The sequence below is a fragment of the Legionella navarrensis genome, assembly GCF_052527415.1.
Window position 1 is genome coordinate 24,414 of record NZ_JBNVZR010000010.1, and the last position, 19,335, is coordinate 43,748.

The following is a 19,335-nucleotide window of genomic DNA, read 5'->3' on the forward strand; positions in this document are numbered from 1 at the left end:
GGGACCATCAGTGCAAAGTCGACTCAGTACAAACGGCACGTGAACGGTAATCCGGCCAGCCATACGCTCAACCCTTGAGCAGGGGTTTCAAAAACTGACCGGTATAGGAGTGCCGGCACTCGGCTACTTCCTCTGGGGTACCGGTAGCGAGAATCGTGCCCCCCTTGCTGCCTCCCTCCGGGCCAAGATCTATTATCCAGTCGGCCGTTTTGATCACGTCGAGATTGTGCTCGATGATCACAATGCTGTTGCCCTGTTCACGCAGACGGAACAAAACCGCCAGCAATTGCCGGGTATCGTGAAAATGCAGACCGGTGGTGGGTTCATCGAGTATATACAGGGTTCGTCCGGTATCCCGTTTCGACAGCTCACGCGCAAGCTTGATGCGCTGAGCTTCACCGCCCGACAGCGTTGTGGCACTTTGCCCTAAGCGAATGTACGACAGACCAACGTCGATAAGTGTCTGGCATTTGCGTGCCAGCACGGGAATGGCATCAAAGAACTGCCGGGCATCCTCCACGGTCAGTTCCAGCACTTCGTGGATGTTTTTTCCTTTGTAGAGGATATCCAGGGTTTCACGGTTATAGCGTTTGCTTTTGCATACGTCGCAGGCAACGTAAATATCCGGCAGAAAGTGCATTTCCACCTTGATAAGACCATCCCCCTGACAGGCCTCACAACGACCGCCGCGAACGTTGAAGCTGAAACGGCCAGGCTGATAGCCTCGGGCGCGGGCTTCCGGCGTTCCGGAGAACAACTCTCTGATGGGCGTGAACAAGCCTGTGTAGGTCGCCGGATTGGAGCGCGGCGTGCGTCCAATCGGGCTTTGGTCGATATCAATCACCTTATCGCATAAATCAAGGCCACTGATCTCCGTCAAGCGCCCTGGGGTTAACAGCGAGGCCCGGTTCAGTTTATTAGCCGCGAGAGGATACAGGGTATCGTTAATCAGACTGGATTTTCCCGATCCGGATACGCCGGTCACACAGGTAATCAGGCCCAGAGGAATACTGACGTCTACATTCACCAGATTATTACAGTTAACGCCCCGTAAATGCAGCATGCGCTGTGGATCAACGGCTTTGCGCTGCGCGGGAATTTCAATGCGCTGCATGCCTGACAAATACTGCCCGGTCAGAGAGGATTTGCTGGCCATCACTTCAGCCGGCGTCCCAGCCGCCACGACCTGGCCACCGTGAATCCCGGCACCAGGGCCAATATCCAGAACAAAATCCGCCGAGCGAATCGCGTCTTCGTCGTGCTCAACCACAATCACAGAATTGCCCAGATCCCGCAAACGACGCAGGGTTTTCAGGAGGCGCTCGTTATCACGCTGATGCAGACCGATGGATGGCTCGTCAAGAATGTACATCACCCCCACCAGGCCAGAACCAATCTGGCTGGCCAGACGAATACGCTGCGCCTCACCACCAGACAGGGTTTCCGCGCTGCGCGTCAAAGACAGGTAGTCCAGACCGACATTTACCAGAAAGCCAAGACGCTCCACAATTTCCTTGTTGATTTTGGCCGCGATCTCCCCACGATTTCCCGCCAGTTTCAAATGTTTGAAAAACTCATAGGACGCTTCAATCGAATAAGAGGAAATTTCCGGCAGACTTTTATCGTCAATGAATACATTGCGCGCCTCTTCACGCAGACGCGTGCCAAAGCAGGTCTGACAGGGACGTGAAGACAAATACTTTGCCAGTTCCTCCTGCACCAGTGACGAATCAGACTCCCGATATCGGCGCTGCATATTGGGAATTACGCCTTCAAAGGGATGACATTTGACCATATAGCCACCGCGAGGGCGCTGATAATGAAATTCTATTTCCTCGCTGCCACTGCCATACAGCACAATATGCCGGATTCTGTCCGGTAAATCGCAAAAAGCCGTGTTAATATCAAATCGATAGTGCCGGGCCAGGGATTCGAGCATCGGGTAATAATAAGTGGTTTTTTTGTCCCAGCCACGAATGGCTCCCGTTGCCAGACTGGCGGTTTCGTTATGAATGACCCGGTCGGGATCAAAAAACTGATCAAGGCCCAGACCATCGCAGGACGGGCAGGCGCCCATGGGATTATTGAAGGAGAACAGGCGTGGCTCCAGCTCGCTCAGACTGTATCCGCATTCAGGACAGGCAAATTTTGAAGAAAAAACGAGCGGTTCAAACGTATCGTCCAGAGATACGACGTTGGCAATACCATCGGCAAGGTTCAGAGCATTTTCAAACGATTCGCTCAGACGCTGCGCGATATCCGGACGCACTTTAAAACGATCTACTACGACCTCAATGGTATGCTTCTGGCGCAAAGCCATTTTAGGAGGCGAATCGAGTTCGCAGATTTCGCCGTCGATACGGGCACGCACATAACCCTGAGCCTGCAGTTGCTGTAACAGCTGCTGGTGCTCGCCCTTGCGCTCGCGCACCACAGGCGCAAGAATCATCGCCTTGCTGTCGGCAGGCAATGCCAGCACCTGATCCACCATTTGACTGATGGTCTGAGCATGCAGAACCAGCTTATGCGTTGGACAACGCGGCTCTCCAACCCGGGCGAACAAAAGACGTAAATAATCATGAATTTCTGTGATCGTACCCACGGTTGAACGCGGGTTATGTGAGGTCGCTTTTTGTTCAATGGAGATGGCGGGCGACAGTCCTTCGATAGAGTCTACGTCTGGCTTTTCCATCATCGATAAAAACTGCCGGGCATAGGCCGACAGAGACTCCACATAACGCCGCTGCCCCTCCGCGTAGAGGGTATCAAAAGCCAGCGATGACTTTCCTGAGCCCGACAGGCCCGTAATCACCGTCAATTGGTTACGGGGAATCTCGACATTAATGTTTTTAAGATTATGCGTTCTCGCGCCCTGAATGCTGATTACCGTCATGATATACGACCAAGTTGATGCGAAAAGGGCATTATACATTAAAATGGCAGCTGAAACGCAGCGAAGGATCGGTCTCAGGCTCTGCTATACTCTCAGCAAATGATGACAAGGAGCCCGTCATGACACGAATCGGCCAGACCGCAGGCGTTATCCTGTTATCCCCCCTCCTCTATCCTGGCCCGCAGTACGCCGCTACCCAGTCTGCGCTGGCGTGGACCAGACAAACCCTGATCGATACCTTCAGACTGACGCATGACAACATGGACGCCCGGCTGAAACAGGCGGAAAGTAAGTATCTGCCGTCAGCCTGGTCGGATTTGATCCGCTTTTTTGGTGACAGTACCAGCACCATTCGTAATGGCAGACTGAGCCTGCATCCTCAGGCTACCGGCCCCGGGCAAATCATCACATCCGGTCATGTGGATGGTGTGATGCACTGGAACATTGTGCAAGCCATCCGCATTCCTGAACTGAAAATGAATCCGACCTTCTCCGTAGAGCTTATCAAAGCCGCCAAACCACCCTATCTGATACAACGTGTCAATGTGACAACGTTGTAATTTATTGTGGTTTATTTAAGAAAACATTAAGCTTACGGTGGTATTATCGAGTCCAGATAAGGTAAAATTTTTACAGTTTTACCTCGGGCGTTATGATTTAAGGCGAGATTTATAATGACGTTAACCAAATACTGGCAAGACCTGAGGCGCGATCTTACGAATTTACAAGAGGAAATGGGAGAGGTTTTTGATTATCAAAACTATGCTCCTGTGAATGCGGCACATGTCATGGTTGCCGAGGGCAGTCGCATCGAAGGCATAAATCCGATATTTGGAGCCGCAACACTGCTTGGCATTCAAGCCAGTATCCGCGAACAGGAAGCACTGATTGGCGACCCGATTCCAGGCCAGAACCTGCATCAACCCAGGCTGAACGATCACCGCGATTTCTTTTTTGCCGCAGTTTATTTCCAGCATCAACAACGCTTTGCCGATGTGGTGTCCTCATCAAGAGTGGTCGATCTAAACTTGCAGGGACTAAAAGCACAGGAAGCACAAAATGCCGCCGCATTGCATCATCTGATCCGCGAATATTACGCTCAACATCAGGAAAGCCTCGATCAATTGATGACGGCAAGACCTGGCCATACAGTCGACGGCATCCGCACCTTGCTGCAGACAGCCAATGCCTCTTCATTCGAAAGCCGGATGGCTCCTGTCATTCAGCAGGAATTTGAGCAGATTATTTCAAACGGTGGCGACGCCCTGGAAATTGTCACAAATCTGCGCGCACATTTCGTGGAAAAAGAAAGCACCATTACCCAAATGTATCATATCAAACGCCTGGTTGATGCTCTGAACCAGCCGGATACACGACTCGGGAATCTCAACGAAGAATACGTAACGGACTTTTTGAATGACCTGCCTGTTGACGAACGAGACGAGTGGCGAGCCAAAATAGATGCGGCTCTTCAGGCGGCAGCCCAACCCGTCGGCGGCAATCTGAAGGAAAAAGCCGCCAGCCTGGTCAGTACGACCTGGTCGTTTGGTAAATGGATGCTGGAGGGAACCGGTGAGCTTTTCAAACCCTGGTCTCCTGCTCTGGTTACAGACATAACGCAGGCCGTTTATCATTTCAGTACCAGCACGACTGAGCGTGTCGCCACAGGCATCGCTTCACGGATCGGCGTACAGACCGTGGAGAGCCTTACCCGGCTTGAGTTGAATAATTTCGCGAATCAACGTTACAACACGGTCGCTCAAAACCTGATTACAGCAGACAATGGTCTCACTCTAGACCATGCACACCAGGCCAATCCAGAGGAGCTGCTGCGCCTGAAGGGCAAAATGGCCGTGTTAAATTCGGTTCTGGTTCTGGAGAAACATATGGAAGATTTTATCAGCACTCACAATAAAGGACTGGTGAAATTCATTGATTTCTTCCGCCCCGTGAATCTGTTTTTAAGCCGTACCTTTTTTCGCTATGTTATGCATGACAAAGCCTTATTGCTGGAAGAGGCGCGCCAGTTGAAAAAATCGCTTGCCGACATAAAACGCGATCTGGAGCAGACCGAAAATCCAGAGGATATTAAAACCAGGCTTCTCGATCAATCCCGCCGAACGAGAACATCCGTTGCCGAGGTCAGTCAAAAGAGCCGTTATGTGTTTCTGAGCCCGGCTCATCAGAATGCGGCCAGACGAGCGGCAGAGGACGTCAGCCAACGAATCGTGGAGGCGATAGCGCCCGTTTGCCCCTCCTCAGCCTAATGCGGCTCCGAGGTAAGGAGATAAGCGCCTCCATTGACACACTGTCATTCCCGCGCAGGCGGGAAACTATCCTGGAGCTGGCCTCGAGCCTGAAATGACCATGGATCCCCGCCTGCGCGGAGAGGACAAATAATGCACTGAGAGGGCGAGCAATAAAGAGAAAAATTTTCCGACTTACACTGGATTTTATTTTTTTTTAAGCTATACTGGCAGTCCTCCTAAGAGTAATTCCCAAAACTTATCTGTGGATAACTTATTTTGAACCATGACAGACAGTCTATGGCTCAATGAGCAGGTTTTCTTTAATCTCTTGATAAATATAACAATATTGTAAAGTTTTTTGTGAATCGTTCACATTTGTGACCCTATCTGCCTGTGGATAAGTTTGTTAATTATATCATGTTGTAAAAACACCGTGTCTTCAGGTAGGATGAACCATGCTACCCTGTTTTGAGAAGGATGAGTCCCATGCACCCTGCCTTACGTCTGATACTCAGCAGCATTCTGCTTATCTGTGCCGCTATTGCTCACGCCGATGACCTGCGCTCCATGGAGCGGCAGATAGAAGACTCGGTTATCACAACGAAAATTGAAGCCAAATACACGAAAAACCGCGATCTGAATCCCCTGAAAATTTTTGTGAGTACACAAAATGGTGTGGTTACGCTCAAGGGACATGTCAAAGACAAAGAGGCGCTGATAGCCGCTATTCGACTGGCCAGGTCCACCACCGGCGTTAAACAGGTAGAATGTAATGATCTGGAAATTAAACAGGTCAACACGGCCATCACCGACACTTATATCACCGCCAAGGTTGAGGCTGCCGTACTCAAAGCGAAAGTGCTCGATGATGAATCGATCCCGCTGGTAGGCATTAACGCCAGAACCACTAATGGCGAAGTCACCCTGAGTGGCAAGGTAAAACACGACAAATCGATACTCGCCATCATCAAACGCGTGAATGCGGTACATGGCGTGAAAAAAATCATTTCTCAACTGACCGTTGTCAAGGACGCATAAATGAGCGTATTCACCCGGTTTCGTTTTTTTCTCTGGTATTTTGGCCATTTCCAGGTCCCTTTGATTGGCCATTTACGCCCCAGATTAATCACTCTTAACGATCAGGTTATCGTAATCAGACTGCCCCTGCGCCGCCGCAGCCGCAATCATTTTAAGTCCATGTATTTCGGTGCGCTTGCCGTGGGTGCTGATCTGGCCGGCGGTCTGCATGGCTTTTATCATGCCAGACAGGCGGGATTAAATCCGTCGCTGGTGTTCAAGTCATTTCAGGCGCAATTTCTTAAACGCCCGGAATCAGATGTCTATTTTGTCTGTGAACAGGGTGATGCCGTGAAGGCGATGCTGGATGAATCCAAAAAAACCGGGCTGCGCATCAACAGACAGTTGCCCATTAAAGCCTACACGCACTTCGTCAGCCTGGCAGAACCCGGCGAGCTGGTCGCCGATTTTCTACTCGAACTGTCCATTAAGGTTCAGGCGTAATCTGAATACACAGCCCATATACCACAGACCGGTAATAGCGCTCTGTGCCGGACAATTTTTTATCTTTGTATGAGTTGTCCTCTCAACGCCTCATTTGTCCTCTCAGCGCCTCATTTGTCCTCCCCGCGCAGGCGGGGACCCATGGTCATATCAGGCTCGGCGCCAGCACCAGGATAGTTTCCCGCCTGCGCGGGAATGACCGATCGGAGTTTTGTCCAGTACAGAGGTAATAGCGTAATATTGAGCTATAATTAAGCAGAAATAACGCTTAACGTCTGTTATAAGGAAATATGGCTAAAACCGAACCATCGATCTACGCCTGTCTTTTTTCGTGGAGGCGGCAGCCAACATGAGAACACGAGGCGGATCTGGAAATACAGCCTTGTATAATCTGACGGTTATGTTCTTTTACGTAACCAGTGGTTATCTGGGACTGATGCTGGCCGTGCCTCCGGGCTATGCCACCGCTATCTGGGCACCCTCCGGTATCGCTCTGGGAGCCGTACTGGTATGGGGTCTGCGTACGTTGCCGGGGATTTTTGCCGGTTCTTTTCTTCTTAATTTTTATGTAACGCTGGTTAATGCGCCTGCCGGTTTCAGCCTGGTAACACTGCTCACGGGGGGCATAACCGGTACGGGAGCGGTACTACAGGCACTGACCGGCTGGTGGTTAATCAAACGCTACGTTGGTTTTCATAATCCCCTGCACATTCCAAAAGATATTCTGATGTTTGCGTTGTTGAGCGGCCCGGTTTCCTGTGTGGTGGCGACGAGTGTAAGTAACGCAGGACTTTATGCGATTGGCATCATGCCTCCTGAAAATATTATGGCCAGCTGGATTACCTGGTGGATAGGTGACATTATCGGCGTGCTCATCATGACGCCTGTTTTTTTGATCCTCTTTGCCAGGCCCAGACAACTATGGCGAAACCGAATTATCCCCATTTTAATGCCATTATGCCTGACTTTTTTTGTTGTTATTTTCGCTCATTTTTTTTACCGACAATCCGAACTGAATCGCGTTAATGAAAAATTTTCCATCATGAGCCATCAGCAGATGCATTCCGGTCTTGACACCAGTTCAACATCCTACACGCATTTCCTGAACCGGGAATACTCCTGGCTGGTCTGGTCATCACTGACCGCAACACTGCTGTTTTGTGCCCTGATGAATATCATTTTATTTATCCTGTATGGTCAGCGTTACCTGATTCAATACCTTGCCGATGCCAAAACCATCCAGCTGCGCACGGAAAAAGCCAAGAACCTGCTGTTACTGAATGCCGCAGGAGAAGGCATATTCTGGATAGACACAGACTATAACATCACCTTTATTAATCAGGCAGCTGAAAATCTGCTGGGTTATTCCAGCCATGAGTTGAAAGATCAATCGATTATGAAGGTATTATATGAGGCCAACCACGAAAAGCCCTCTTTCTACATACAAAAATCACCTGTTTATCAGGCTATCCGGGAAAAAACGGTCATAAAAATCAAGGAAGCCATGTTCTGGAGAAAAGACAACTCCTGTTTTTGGGTGGAATATACCTGTATTCCCATTATTATCAGCGATCAGGTCAAAGGTGCTGCCATCATCTTCAGCGATATTACCGAGCGACTGGACAATGAAAATAAGCTGATGAGAATGGCTCATTTTGATCCGCTGACCAAACTGCCTAACCGTCTGAGCTTTTTTGAGCACCTGGAGTACGCGCTTGGGCGGGCCAGCCGCAATCAATCCCAGCTGGCCATTTGCTTCATAGACGTTGATAATTTCAAGTACATCAATGACACATTTGGCCATTTGTATGGTGATAAGCTCCTGACCGTTTTGCCGGGCCTTATCATGCCTCACCTGCGTGACATTGATTATCTGGCGAGAATCGGTGGAGATGAATTTGGCCTGATTTTTGAAGATACTCCGAAAAGCACGGATTTAACCAAAGTAATCGAACGGATTTTACAGGCATTTAAAGAACCACTCAGCATTGATGATAACGAAATCAGCGCATCCATCAGTATTGGCATCGCCATGTATCCCGCCAATGGCCACCAGATAGAAACGCTGCTCCAAAACGCAGATATCGCCATGTATCAGGCGAAAAAAATGGGCAAATCAACCTTTGCCTTTTACAGCAAGGAAGCCAACGAAAAAATACTCATCTACAATCAGATTGAATCCGCACTGCAGACAGCCATCAGGGAAAAGAGTTATCAGGTCTATTATCAGCCGATGATTCACGCCGGTACTCACCAGATACTGGGCGTTGAAGCGCTGTTACGCTGGAGCGACGACGTTCTTAAAAACGTTCCTCTGACTGACTCCATTTTTGTCGCAGAAGACAAAGGTTATATTCATGACCTTGGGATAATGATTCTGGAGCAGGCCTTCAGGGAGTTTCGCGACCTGTCCAACATCCGAAATGGCATGCAGCTTGCCATTAACGTATCCATCAAACAATTTAAAAATCCCTTGTTTAACGAGAAAATTCAGGCTTTGATTGAGCAGTATCAGGTCAATCCCAAAAAAATATTTTTTGAAATAACCGAAAACTCCTTCAATAAGGATTCTGATCTGCTGGTCGACATGATGATGGGTTTAAAAAGTCTTGGTATACACTTTTCACTGGATGATTTTGGCGTAGGCAGCTCATCAATTCATTTACTGAAAAAACTCCCCTTGTCCTCCATCAAAATCGATCAGTCATTTATAAAGGATATCGACGTTAATCCAGACGATGCCATGATTGTACTGACCGCCATTCAACTGTCACATGGTCTTGGTATCACCACCATTGCCGAGGGCGTAGAGAAAATGGCGCAACTGGATTTACTTGAGCAATGGGGTTGTAACATTATTCAGGGTTATTATTTCGCCCACCCCATGCCCATGCAGGAATTGCTGCGCTGGATGGAGCAGCATGAGGGCGAATTGAAGTAAGTCGACAGAGCAAGGCTCACGAGCACCCGGCCTCGCCTGAATAAAAAGAAGCGCTATTCCTGCCCATAATTGTTTGCTAAATAAACTTATAGTGCTAAAATATATCAGAATCTTTCTTTTAAGGAATCGATCATCATGCCCAAACCACTCTATGAACATCTGGAAATATCCGATCCCAGTATTGATCAGGCCGGCATTCGAAAAGCGTATAGGAAACTGGCGGTGAAATGGCATCCAGATCGTAATCCGGACAATAAGGAACAAGCAGAAATCATGTTCAAGCGTATAAACAACGCGAACAAAATTCTGAGTGATGCCGACAAGCGCAGGCAATATGATGCGGGGCAAATTGATGAGAAAGGGGAGCCAGCAGTTGCTCCAAAACCCAGCCAAAGCGCTGAGCCCTCTCCTCGACAGCATTCAGGGAGACGTCAGCCAGAGGCTCAGGCTAAGCAGCCTCGTCCAAATGCCGGTAGCCACCAATCTGTGCCACCTCGACCCGCTCCCCGGACAGAAAAGCCAGAGCCTCTTCCAGCTCGACAAAGGTATGCCGCCCCCCCGAGATCCCGGTTCTCCCAAAGCAATCAAGAGAGACAGGCCCGGAGCAATTTATTCAATTTGGCATCAAACAAATATAATTTCTATAGAGCAGAACCTTTACCGGCACAATATTACTTTTTTAACACAGCGAAAGCCGCTAAGGAGTTTCAACTGCCACAGAGGGTCAAGTGTCCAGTTTATATTTACGTTACTCCATCTCCGCTCAATCAATTCCAGAATATTTTTCGAAAGACCTGTCAGGAAGCGTTTGCAAGAGTTGACAAGCGAGATAAAGCCGAGCCTTCGTTTGAAAAAACTTTTTCTGTTCGCCATTACGCGGGAAGATCAGACAGACCCGAGTATGTGTTTGCCAGGACCAACTATCAACCAAAGATGGAAGCTGCCATAGACAGATTGTTTGCCCTTGCACTTATCGTTCAGCAGTTGTCAAAACTCGAAAAACAGGGGGATTTGCAACAAAGCCTGCGAGGATTTCATCCCTGACGCTTGAGGACAGAGCGCAGTTTAACCTGCGTTCTGTCAACATTGTTCCATCTTCTTGATCGTAGCCATCTCAAGGATTGCACTAAGATGTGTTTGTTCTGCAGGCGTGCATTTGACAAAGCCCCTGATGACGACTAATTTAATAATTAATAACCTTGAGGCAACCTAATGCAAACTATCGTCGTTACGGATGACCCTTCTGGCTGGGAGTTTTTAAGCCCGCTGGCTGCCATTGTACCCGCTACGGAATACCTGTCGAGCGAACATTACAGCATGAATCAGGCCCTGCGGATCATTAACCTGTGTCAGTCTTATCATCACCAGACCATAGGTTATTACGTTTCTCTCCTCGCCCACGCGCGCGACCATAAAACGATTCCATCGGTGCACAGCATTCAGGATGTTCTCAACACCAGCATTTCCAAGCTGATATCGCAGGAAGTGGATGAAGAAATTGAGCACAGCCTCGAAGACATCAAGCACGATGAATTTGTGTTCAGCCTGTATTTCGGGCAAAACATGGCCAAACGGCATGCGACGCTGGCCAAAAAACTGCATAATCTTTTCCCCCTGCCGATGATTCGCTTCACCATGGAAAAGAAAAAACAATGGCGAATCAAGCATCTGGTACCCATCGCACTGGCCGACGTGCCCGCTCATCATATGGATTTTATGCGGGAATCCGCAGAAAGCTATTTGTCCAAAAAACGCTTTCATCAATGGCGGAAAAAACAACGCTACCATGATCTGGCCATACTCGTCGATCCAACGGAATTAAATGCGCCGTCCAATAAAAAAGCGCTGGATCATTTCGCACACATAGGCGAAGACATGGGCCTGAACGTCGATTTTATTGAAAAGAACGACAGTAAGTCGATAGCTGAGTACGATGCTCTGTTCATCAGAGCCACCACCTCGGTGAATCACTACACCTATCGGATGGCAAGGCGGGCCGCTCAGGAAAACATGGTGGTGATTGATGATCCGCAGTCGATTATCAAATGCAGCAACAAAGTTTATCTGGCCGAACTATTACGCTCACATCAGATTTTGACACCTGCAACTCAGTTCATCAGCAAATACGACAAACAACTGCCGGAAATCCATTTTCCCTGCGTCCTGAAACGACCGGACTCAGCGTTTTCTCATGGCGTAGTTAAAGTGGACGACCTGAAAACCCTGCAGAAATATCTGACGCAGTTTTTTAAAACATCGGATCTGGTGCTCATCCAGCCCTTTATTCCGACGGAGTACGACTGGCGTATTGGTATTCTGGATAATAAGCCAATATTTGCCTGCCGTTATTATATGGCCGAAAATCACTGGCAAATCTACAACTGGGATGCCAGCCAGGAACAGCGTGAGGGCGGGCACGAAACCATCCCGATACACGAAGTGCCCGATCCCATTTTAAAAACCGCCATGAAAAGCACGCGCCTGATTGGAGACGGTCTGTATGGGGTCGATATGAAGAGTCATGGCGACAAGCACTACGTCATCGAAATCAATGACAATCCCAACATCGATTTTGGCATTGAAGACCGCATTCTCGGTGAGTCGCTTTATGAGCAGGTCATGAGCGTGTTTTTACAACGTATTCGCAGGAAACACGGATATGTCTAGCTTTCCCCTGTTTTCGGTTATGGGCATTGAAATTGAATACATGCTGGTCGACCGTGATACCCTGAATGTTCGGCCCGAAAGTGACCTTATTCTGCAGGCACTGGCAGGCACTGTCTGCAACGAAGTGGAACTGGATGACATTGCCGTCAGCAACGAACTGGTGATGCACGTGCTGGAGTTAAAAAATAACGGCCCCAAAGCACCGGACGCGCCCATTGCGGAACATTTTCAACAGGGCATCGAACGTCTGCAGCCGGTGCTCGCCGATCATCGCCTGCAACTGCTGCCTTCGGGTGCGCATCCCTGGATGAATCCTGCTCTGGAAACGCAGCGCTGGCCTCATGGAAACCGGGATATTTACCATCAGTTCGATCGTATTTTTAATTGCCAGGGGCACGGCTGGTCCAATCTGCAAAGCATGCACATCAACCTGCCCTTCGCCAGCGACGATGAATTTAATCAACTGCATAATGCCATCCGTCTTATTCTGCCTCTGCTGCCCGCCATAGCCGCCAGCACACCATTTCTGGATGGCCGATACACTGGCATGCTGGATACACGCCTTGATTTTTACGAAAAAAATCAGCAGGCCATTCCGTCGATCTGCGGAGGCGTTATTCCAGAGTTTATATCGTCAGAAGGCGAGTACCGGGACAAAGTGCTCGCGCCCATGTATCGTGACATAAGCCCTCATGATCCCAAAGGTATTCTGCAGCATGAATGGCTCAATTCACGCGGGGTCATCGCCAAATTTGACTATCATGCTCTGGAAATACGTATTATGGACAGCCAGGAATGCGTCAATGCCGATATCGCTCTGGCTAAGGCCGTGTTTGCCATTTTGCAGCACTGGCAGCAACAGTCTGCCTATTATCTGGAAAAACCCTGCGAACGTCAGCGTTTGAAAGCCCTGTATGAGCAAACCCGCGTTCATGGTTTTGATGTGGCCGTGGATGATCGAGAGCTGCTGCGCCAGTGGCAAATCAATAGATCCGTGTCGAATATGCGCCAGTTATGGTCGCTGTTAATCGAACAGGTCAGCTCAAGCCTTGACATCAACAGTCAGCGAACACTGGAATATCTGCTCAGCCAGGGCAATCTGGCCGAACGTCTGCTGCGGGCCTCTGGCCCGGATCACAGCCGGACGAATCTGGCGCGGATTTACCGCCAGCTGGGACATTGCCTGTTAAACAATCAGATGTTTAACCCATCATGAAACCGGTACAGTTACTGCTTAGCTGTGAGCACGCTGTAAACGACATTCCCGCGGATTTTGCCCGTTATTTCGCAGGCCATGAGGACGCCCTGAACTCACATCGCGGCATTGATTTTGGTGCGCTGGCTATTGCTCAGCAACTCCGTCAGCATTTTCATTGCGAGCTGTACTCTGCGACAGTCAGTCGTCTTCTCATCGAATGCAACCGCAGCCTGCGCCATCAGGCCTGTTTTTCTGAGTTTTCTCTCGCCATGAGCACGGACGAAAAAAACCGGCTGCTGGAAACCTTTTACCGGCCTTACCGTGCCGCCGTTCAGCAACGGATTCAGGACTATATCAACGATGGTTTTCAGGTCTGGCATCTGTCCATCCACAGTTTTACCCCGGTCTGGAACGGCACTGTCCGTACAACGGATATTGGCCTGCTCTACGATCCGCGCCGCCCCGTGGAAAAAACGCTGGCCAGGCGCTGGCAGGCTCTGCTGAACCCTCACACCCGGACACGGCGTAACTATCCATATCTCGGCGTCAGCGATGGATTTACCACGGCTTTGCGCAAGGTGTTCAGCAAAGACGATTACATGGGTATGGAGGTGGAGGTAAATCAGGCCCTGGCCGTGGATGAAGCGAAACAGCAAAGCATCAGCATCCTGCTTTTCAACAGCCTGAAACAGCTGTTGCCAGTCAGCGTCGTTTGATACCCAGTGCTTTGAATGCCGCATCCAGCAATTGACGGAAAAACTGCCGTACCAGCTGACGGAACAAGGTATTTTTTGTTAATACCGTCACCATTGATGGCTCTGCCTTCGCCGTTTTGGCGGTGGGCTCCGTTGCCTGCGCCGGCGCATCTTTCTTTTTTTCCGCCAGAATCTCACTGGCCGGGCGTGTTGATTTGCGCTGACCATATTGGGAATAAAGGCTGGACTGCGCAACCAGACCTTTGATTTCGGTCTCAGTCAACACCCCCATGCGTGATTGCGGTGGGCGAATCATGCATTGAATCAATGGGGTAGGCTGGCCTTTACCGTCCAGCGCACTGAGCAGGGCTTCACCAATACCAAGCGAGGTCAATAACTGCTCGGTGTTATAATGATCAGACGGAGGGAAGTTCTGCGCAACCAGCTTCATGGCCTGGCGATCTTTGGCCGTAAAGGCACGCAGCGCGTGTTGAATTTTCAGGCCAAGCTGACTGAGCACCGCATCGGGGATATCGTTGGGCGTCTGCGTGCAGAAAATCAGCCCTACGCCTTTGGAGCGAATCAGTTTCACTATGGTATCCAGCAGGTTCAGCAGGGCTTTGCTGGCGTTATTGAAAATCAAATGCGCCTCGTCAATAAAAAGCACCAGCTTTGGTTTGTCCGGATCACCCAGCTCGGGCAATGTCCGATACACATCCGACAGCAGTTTCAGCATGAAAGTTGAAAACAGTTTGGGCTTGTCCTGCATGTCCATCAAACGCAGAATAGAAATAATCCCCTGCCCGTCGCGACTGCTGCGCAACAGATCGAGGACATTAAAACCAGGCTCACCAAAAAAGCTTTTGCCGCCCTGGGCTTCCAGCTCGATCACTTTACGCATGATGGTACCGATAGACGTGCTGGCCACGGCGCCATAACGCGCTTCTATCTCGCCCTTGCCGGCATCGGACTGGGCAAACTGTAAAACGGCCTTGAAATCGTCCAGATCAACCAGTGGCAGCTGATTTTCTCTGGCGTATTCAAACACGATAGTGACTACGCCGGCCTGGGTGTCGTTAACATCGAGCATACGCGAAAACAGCAGAGCCCCAAAATCACTGACGGTTGCGCGCATGGGTACGCCGGGATTGTCGCTGTTCAGCGTCAGCATTTCCACAGGGAATGCTTTGGGTGTGTAGGGAATATTCAGAGATTTGCCGCGCGCTATCAAAAAATCACTGGCCTCACCTGGCTCAGCCAGACCGGAAACATCCCCTTTAATGTCCATCACGAGACAGGGAACACCGGCCTGAGACAGCTGCTCGCTTAAGACCTGGATGGTTTTGGTTTTGCCGCTGCCAGTGGCACCGGCGATTAAGCCATGGCGGTTGAAGGATTTGAGCACCAGATTGACAGGCGCGTTATCCAGCAGTTTACCATCGAGAATAATGCCGCCCAAATCAAGCACCGGCAGCTCGCCAGCCTGGTAAGGAAGACGCAGATCGTCGTTGCTCATGAACCTACATCCTTGTTTCAGGGAAAGATTAATCTTAATTATAACTCATCAGGGTGCTATTGCGAATGCCGATGCAGTAAAGGTTTCGAGCGCAGCGAAGCAATCCATTTTTATAGCCATGAACCATTCACTTTATCACATCAGAACGAAGCTCTTAACATCAAGCTCACGAGCCGAATGAATAGACTTTGCAACGTCTTCCCGGTCATATTTACCCCGCCCATCGACCTGCAGGCCATACCATGGCGTGCCTTTAAGCGGGCTTAATTCGTCCAGCAAAAATGTGGCGAAAGAATGAACGTGGTAATGCGTTGCCGGATTGGTTAAAAAATTGTTGATTAAATCCGTGACATCATCACCTCCTGACTCATTAATATGGCGCCTGAAATCGCGCGCAAAATCCTGTCCATTCTGCGTATGAGTGATGATCTTCGACAAAAACCCGTTTTTACGACGAACGATCTCCTGGCCAAAGAACGGCAGATTATACCAGCGGCTATACTCTCCCTGCGCTCTGGCAACCGCCATTTTGACAGCCAGTTCAAGAGCGACCCGGACAGGTGATTTGTCTGAAGCCAATAGCAGCTCTGGCTCCCGTTGCACTACCCGGCCACGCCGGGAAGGTGCCAATACATCGCGACCGTCCTCGTCATCAGAGGATACGTCCGAATCACGCTGCCCCCCTGTTGCGCCTGAAACCAATATCAATCCCGGGCTCTCATTGTGCCGTACCACTTCATCCATGGAGTTTTGCACGGCAAGCGCGATTTGCTGATCGTATTCATCATCCAACACCACGGATTGAGGTACAAAATCCAATTCATCTGTTCGTTCAAACAACCCACGATCCTCCTCATCATCATCCACAACCAAAGAAATGGGATCGGAATACGCGTTACTGGACGAGGCAGGTACAGGACTCGGTGTTCGAAGATTGATTGCTTTCCGTGGCGCACAGGCCATAGCCTGCATCTCCGGCGTCAAAGGCAGGTCATCCTCATTAACGGCATAAAAACCAGGATCGGGTTGCGAGTCCGATTTGATGGGGGACACATGTTGGGGATCGTTTAACGAATAACGATGCCGGCTGGAGCCGTCGGAATTCCACTCACTGACAACCAATGACTTTTGCCCGGCAAGTCGCGAATACTCCCAGTCGGTTTCAAAAAACTTGCTCTGATTCCAGGCAAAGGTTTTTATTTTGCCCTTATCCTGCACAGTCCAGATGTATTTCTGTGAAGGAGACAGTTCCAGCGATTCCCAGGGCAGCGACCACTTTGGGCTGTCTGCTGAACGCCTGGATTGCTGCACATCCAGCCGTCCCTGATCGATTTTAAATCGCAGCCAGCTGTTTTGCTGCTGACACCAGAAAGGTCCAAAAATTGCCATGAAACACCTCTTAGCAGGATTATTCTGGCCATAATATCACAAAAAGATTATTTTATAGGCAGTTAATTATTTCTGGCAATCAGGACACAGACCATAAATCGTCAGAGCATGATCGGTCATGCGAAATCGAGCCTGTTCTGCAATCAGGCGCTGACGCTGTTCAATCAGCTCATCCATAAACTCTTCTACGCGTCCGCATTTGACGCAGACCAGATGGTCATGATGCTCCCCCTGCATCAATTCAAACACAGAATGACCACCTTCAAAATTATGACGGGAAACAAGACCTGCACTTTCAAACTGGGTCAGTACCCGGTATACCGTTGCAAGCCCAACGTCTTCGCCCATATCCAGCAAGGCTTTATAGACGTTTTCAGCGCTGAGATGATGATCGCGGGCCTGTTCCAGAATCTGCAGCACCTTCAGGCGTGGCATGGTAATTTTTAATCCGGCATCTTTCAACTGCTGGCTTTCTTCCACAAATGCTCCTCGGTGGTGTGTTTCTATTAACGGCATGGTATTATGGCGAATTTTCTGATAACAGGCAAAACCTTATGCGATTTGGTAAACTGATCTTGACTGGCACCCTGTGCTTAAGCCTGGCTGCTTGCGCTTCCTACGACTTTTCCCGCCGCGTGGCACAGCAGGGTAACCTGCTTCCTCAGGAAAAAATTGCACGTCTTCATATTGGCATGAGTCGCCAGGACGTTGCCATTTTAATGGGTAACAGTCTGCTAAGCCCCACGTTTAACAATAACCGCTGGGATTATGCCTTCACCCTGCGCAAAGGCAGCAGCCCGCTCGAAGTACGTAACCTGAGTCTGTTTTTCACCGGGGATCGCCTGTCGGCTATCGAACACCGCCCCTAAGACTTCGATTTTGCGGCGCGCTGACGCCGCTTTTCCTTTGGATCGATGACCAGAGGTCGATAAATTTCCAGACGATCGCCGGGCTTTAAGACCGTATCAGCGCTTACGCGTTTTGAATAAATACCCGTCACCATGTCACGGGTTTCAGGGTGAGTATTCCAGATGCCGCTTTGACTGAGAGCCGCCTCAACAGTGCATCCTTCAGCTACGTCACAGTGAAGTCGAACCAGCTCCTGCCGCGCAGTTACATACACGATTTCAAGCGGAAACATAAAGGCTCTCAGCCCTGTCGCAAAACGCATCAACCATTTTATCGGTGACCTGTTCAAATACCGGCCCCAGCAGCATCGAAAACATACGGCCGGCAAACTCAAACTCCAGATCAAAAGAAATCCGGCACCCTTCCGGCACCTCATCAAAGCGCCAGAATCCCTCGAGATGACTGAATGGCCCGTCTACCAGACGAATTTCGATCATTTTATTAATTTGATGGCGGTTACGGGTAGTGAACGATTTGCTCATACCGGCCGCGCTGATTACCATCGTAGCCTGAACCTCATCCTGATCGCGGTGATGCACGATGGTCTGTGAACAATAGGGTAAAAACTCGGCATAATGCTCAACGTCATTCACCAGTTCAAACATTTGCGCGCAACTGAAACGCACGACCCGGGATTTATTAACGACCGTCATGCGCCCTGTGCTCCTGTAATGAAATGAGTGGATAACCAGGCTGCAACATCCTGAATCTCCTCGAGACACACATTGTGCTCCATGGGATACTCACGCCAGGTAATGTTTTTGTAACCACTGGCGATTAACCAGTCCTGACTCAGTCGCGACCACTCTGGCAAAACCATAGGATCAAATTTGCCCGCTGCGAGAAAAAAGGGCGTTTCAGGCGCGAGAATGGCTTCGCATTGCAGCGCGAGAGGCAGATAGGATGACATGGCGATTACACCACCGAGGGTTTTTTCGCTGTGCAGTGCCGTATACAAAGCCATGGCGCCGCCCTGAGAAAAGCCTGCCAGCACAATTTGCTCCGGACGGAAACCAGCCTGCAGCTGGGCATTGATTTCGTCAAGGATGTGCTGTTCTGATTCTTTAATACCAGCCTTGTCTTCCCTGTCTGTGAGCTTCATGCCAAGAATATCGTACCAGGCACGCATGGGCATTCCAGCATTCAAGGTTACAGGGCGAACGGGCGCGTCAATAAACACATGCCGTAAGGGCAGAGCAGCAATCGCGGGGTGATCGGCCAGACCACCCATATCAGAAGCATCAGCCCCCAGACCGTGCATCCATATGACACAGGCCTGAGCGGGCTCCTGTGGATCTTTTAAATACGTGTTTAACACCGTGTCTCCAATTTCCTGAACGAAACAATAGCGAATTAT

17 protein-coding genes are annotated in these 19,335 nt (G+C 49.8%); 10 read left to right on the forward strand and 7 right to left on the reverse strand.

Annotated features, from left to right (window positions below; translation table 11 throughout):
- Positions 1–67: 67 nt before the first annotated feature.
- The gene (uvrA, locus tag ACQUTA_RS07360; protein ID WP_444987586.1) at positions 68–2,893 is read right to left on the reverse strand and encodes an excinuclease ABC subunit UvrA; all 2,826 of its coding nucleotides are present in this window, start codon (positions 2,891–2,893) and stop codon (positions 68–70) included.
- 119 nt (positions 2,894–3,012) lie between these two features.
- Between uvrA and ACQUTA_RS07365 the strand changes: the two genes are divergently transcribed.
- The 9 genes from ACQUTA_RS07365 to ACQUTA_RS07405 all read left to right on the forward strand — a co-directional run bounded on the left by ACQUTA_RS07365 (position 3,013) and on the right by ACQUTA_RS07405 (position 14,185).
- Positions 3,013–3,453 carry a DotI/IcmL/TraM family protein gene (locus ACQUTA_RS07365; RefSeq protein ID WP_444987587.1) on the forward strand — a complete coding sequence of 147 codons (441 nt, stop codon included), beginning with the start codon at positions 3,013–3,015 and terminating at the stop codon, positions 3,451–3,453.
- 114 nt (positions 3,454–3,567) lie between these two features.
- Positions 3,568–5,160 carry a hypothetical protein gene (locus ACQUTA_RS07370; RefSeq protein WP_444987588.1) on the forward strand — a complete coding sequence of 531 codons (1,593 nt, stop codon included), beginning with the start codon at positions 3,568–3,570 and terminating at the stop codon, positions 5,158–5,160.
- A gap of 468 nt (positions 5,161–5,628) precedes the next feature.
- Positions 5,629–6,180, forward strand: coding sequence for a BON domain-containing protein (locus ACQUTA_RS07375; RefSeq protein ID WP_444987589.1), 552 nt, complete (start codon positions 5,629–5,631; stop codon positions 6,178–6,180).
- A complete protein-coding gene (locus ACQUTA_RS07380; protein ID WP_444987590.1) occupies positions 6,181–6,663 on the forward strand; it encodes a PaaI family thioesterase in 483 nt (160 codons plus the stop codon).
- 349 nt (positions 6,664–7,012) lie between these two features.
- Positions 7,013–9,604, forward strand: a complete 2,592-nt coding sequence (locus tag ACQUTA_RS07385) for a bifunctional diguanylate cyclase/phosphodiesterase (protein WP_444987591.1) — start codon at positions 7,013–7,015, stop codon at positions 9,602–9,604.
- Between the two features lie 135 nt (positions 9,605–9,739).
- A complete protein-coding gene (locus ACQUTA_RS07390) occupies positions 9,740–10,648 on the forward strand; it encodes a J domain-containing protein (protein WP_444987592.1) in 909 nt (302 codons plus the stop codon).
- A gap of 168 nt (positions 10,649–10,816) precedes the next feature.
- Positions 10,817–12,271, forward strand: a complete 1,455-nt coding sequence (locus tag ACQUTA_RS07395; protein ID WP_444987593.1) for a RimK family ATP-grasp domain-containing protein — start codon at positions 10,817–10,819, stop codon at positions 12,269–12,271.
- Complete coding sequence (locus ACQUTA_RS07400) at positions 12,264–13,487, forward strand: carboxylate-amine ligase (RefSeq protein WP_444987594.1); 1,224 nt, start codon at positions 12,264–12,266, stop codon at positions 13,485–13,487. Before ACQUTA_RS07395 ends, ACQUTA_RS07400 begins: the two co-directional genes overlap by 8 nt.
- Complete coding sequence (locus ACQUTA_RS07405) at positions 13,484–14,185, forward strand: N-formylglutamate amidohydrolase (RefSeq protein WP_444987595.1); 702 nt, start codon at positions 13,484–13,486, stop codon at positions 14,183–14,185. Before ACQUTA_RS07400 ends, ACQUTA_RS07405 begins: the two co-directional genes overlap by 4 nt.
- Here the strand turns inward: ACQUTA_RS07405 and ACQUTA_RS07410 are convergent.
- The 3 genes from ACQUTA_RS07410 to fur form a co-directional block, all read right to left on the reverse strand.
- Positions 14,172–15,680 (reverse strand): helicase HerA-like domain-containing protein, encoded by a 1,509-nt coding sequence (locus tag ACQUTA_RS07410; protein ID WP_444987596.1) that lies wholly within the window; start codon positions 15,678–15,680, stop codon positions 14,172–14,174. The two genes, ACQUTA_RS07405 and ACQUTA_RS07410, sit on opposite strands and share 14 nt — an antisense overlap.
- A gap of 135 nt (positions 15,681–15,815) precedes the next feature.
- Entirely contained in the window at positions 15,816–17,069 is a 1,254-nt protein-coding gene (locus tag ACQUTA_RS07415) for a hypothetical protein (protein ID WP_444987597.1), read from the reverse strand.
- 66 nt (positions 17,070–17,135) lie between these two features.
- Complete coding sequence (fur, locus tag ACQUTA_RS07420; RefSeq protein ID WP_444987598.1) at positions 17,136–17,549, reverse strand: ferric iron uptake transcriptional regulator; 414 nt, start codon at positions 17,547–17,549, stop codon at positions 17,136–17,138.
- Positions 17,550–17,623: 74 nt separating this feature from the next.
- On the opposite strand from fur, the gene ACQUTA_RS07425 reads away from it, so the two are divergent.
- Positions 17,624–17,938, forward strand: coding sequence for an outer membrane protein assembly factor BamE (locus tag ACQUTA_RS07425; protein ID WP_444987599.1), 315 nt, complete (start codon positions 17,624–17,626; stop codon positions 17,936–17,938).
- Here ACQUTA_RS07425 and ACQUTA_RS07430 read toward each other — a convergent pair.
- From ACQUTA_RS07430 to ACQUTA_RS07440, 3 genes are read right to left on the reverse strand one after another with little or no spacing between them, the layout of a single operon-like run.
- Positions 17,935–18,210, reverse strand: a complete 276-nt coding sequence (locus tag ACQUTA_RS07430) for an RnfH family protein (protein ID WP_444987600.1) — start codon at positions 18,208–18,210, stop codon at positions 17,935–17,937. The two genes, ACQUTA_RS07425 and ACQUTA_RS07430, sit on opposite strands and share 4 nt — an antisense overlap.
- A complete protein-coding gene (locus tag ACQUTA_RS07435) occupies positions 18,197–18,631 on the reverse strand; it encodes a type II toxin-antitoxin system RatA family toxin (RefSeq protein WP_444987601.1) in 435 nt (144 codons plus the stop codon). The genes ACQUTA_RS07430 and ACQUTA_RS07435 overlap by 14 nt, the downstream gene beginning before the upstream one ends.
- Complete coding sequence (locus ACQUTA_RS07440) at positions 18,628–19,296, reverse strand: alpha/beta hydrolase (protein ID WP_444987602.1); 669 nt, start codon at positions 19,294–19,296, stop codon at positions 18,628–18,630. Before ACQUTA_RS07440 ends, ACQUTA_RS07435 begins: the two co-directional genes overlap by 4 nt.
- Positions 19,297–19,335 lie beyond the last annotated feature (39 nt).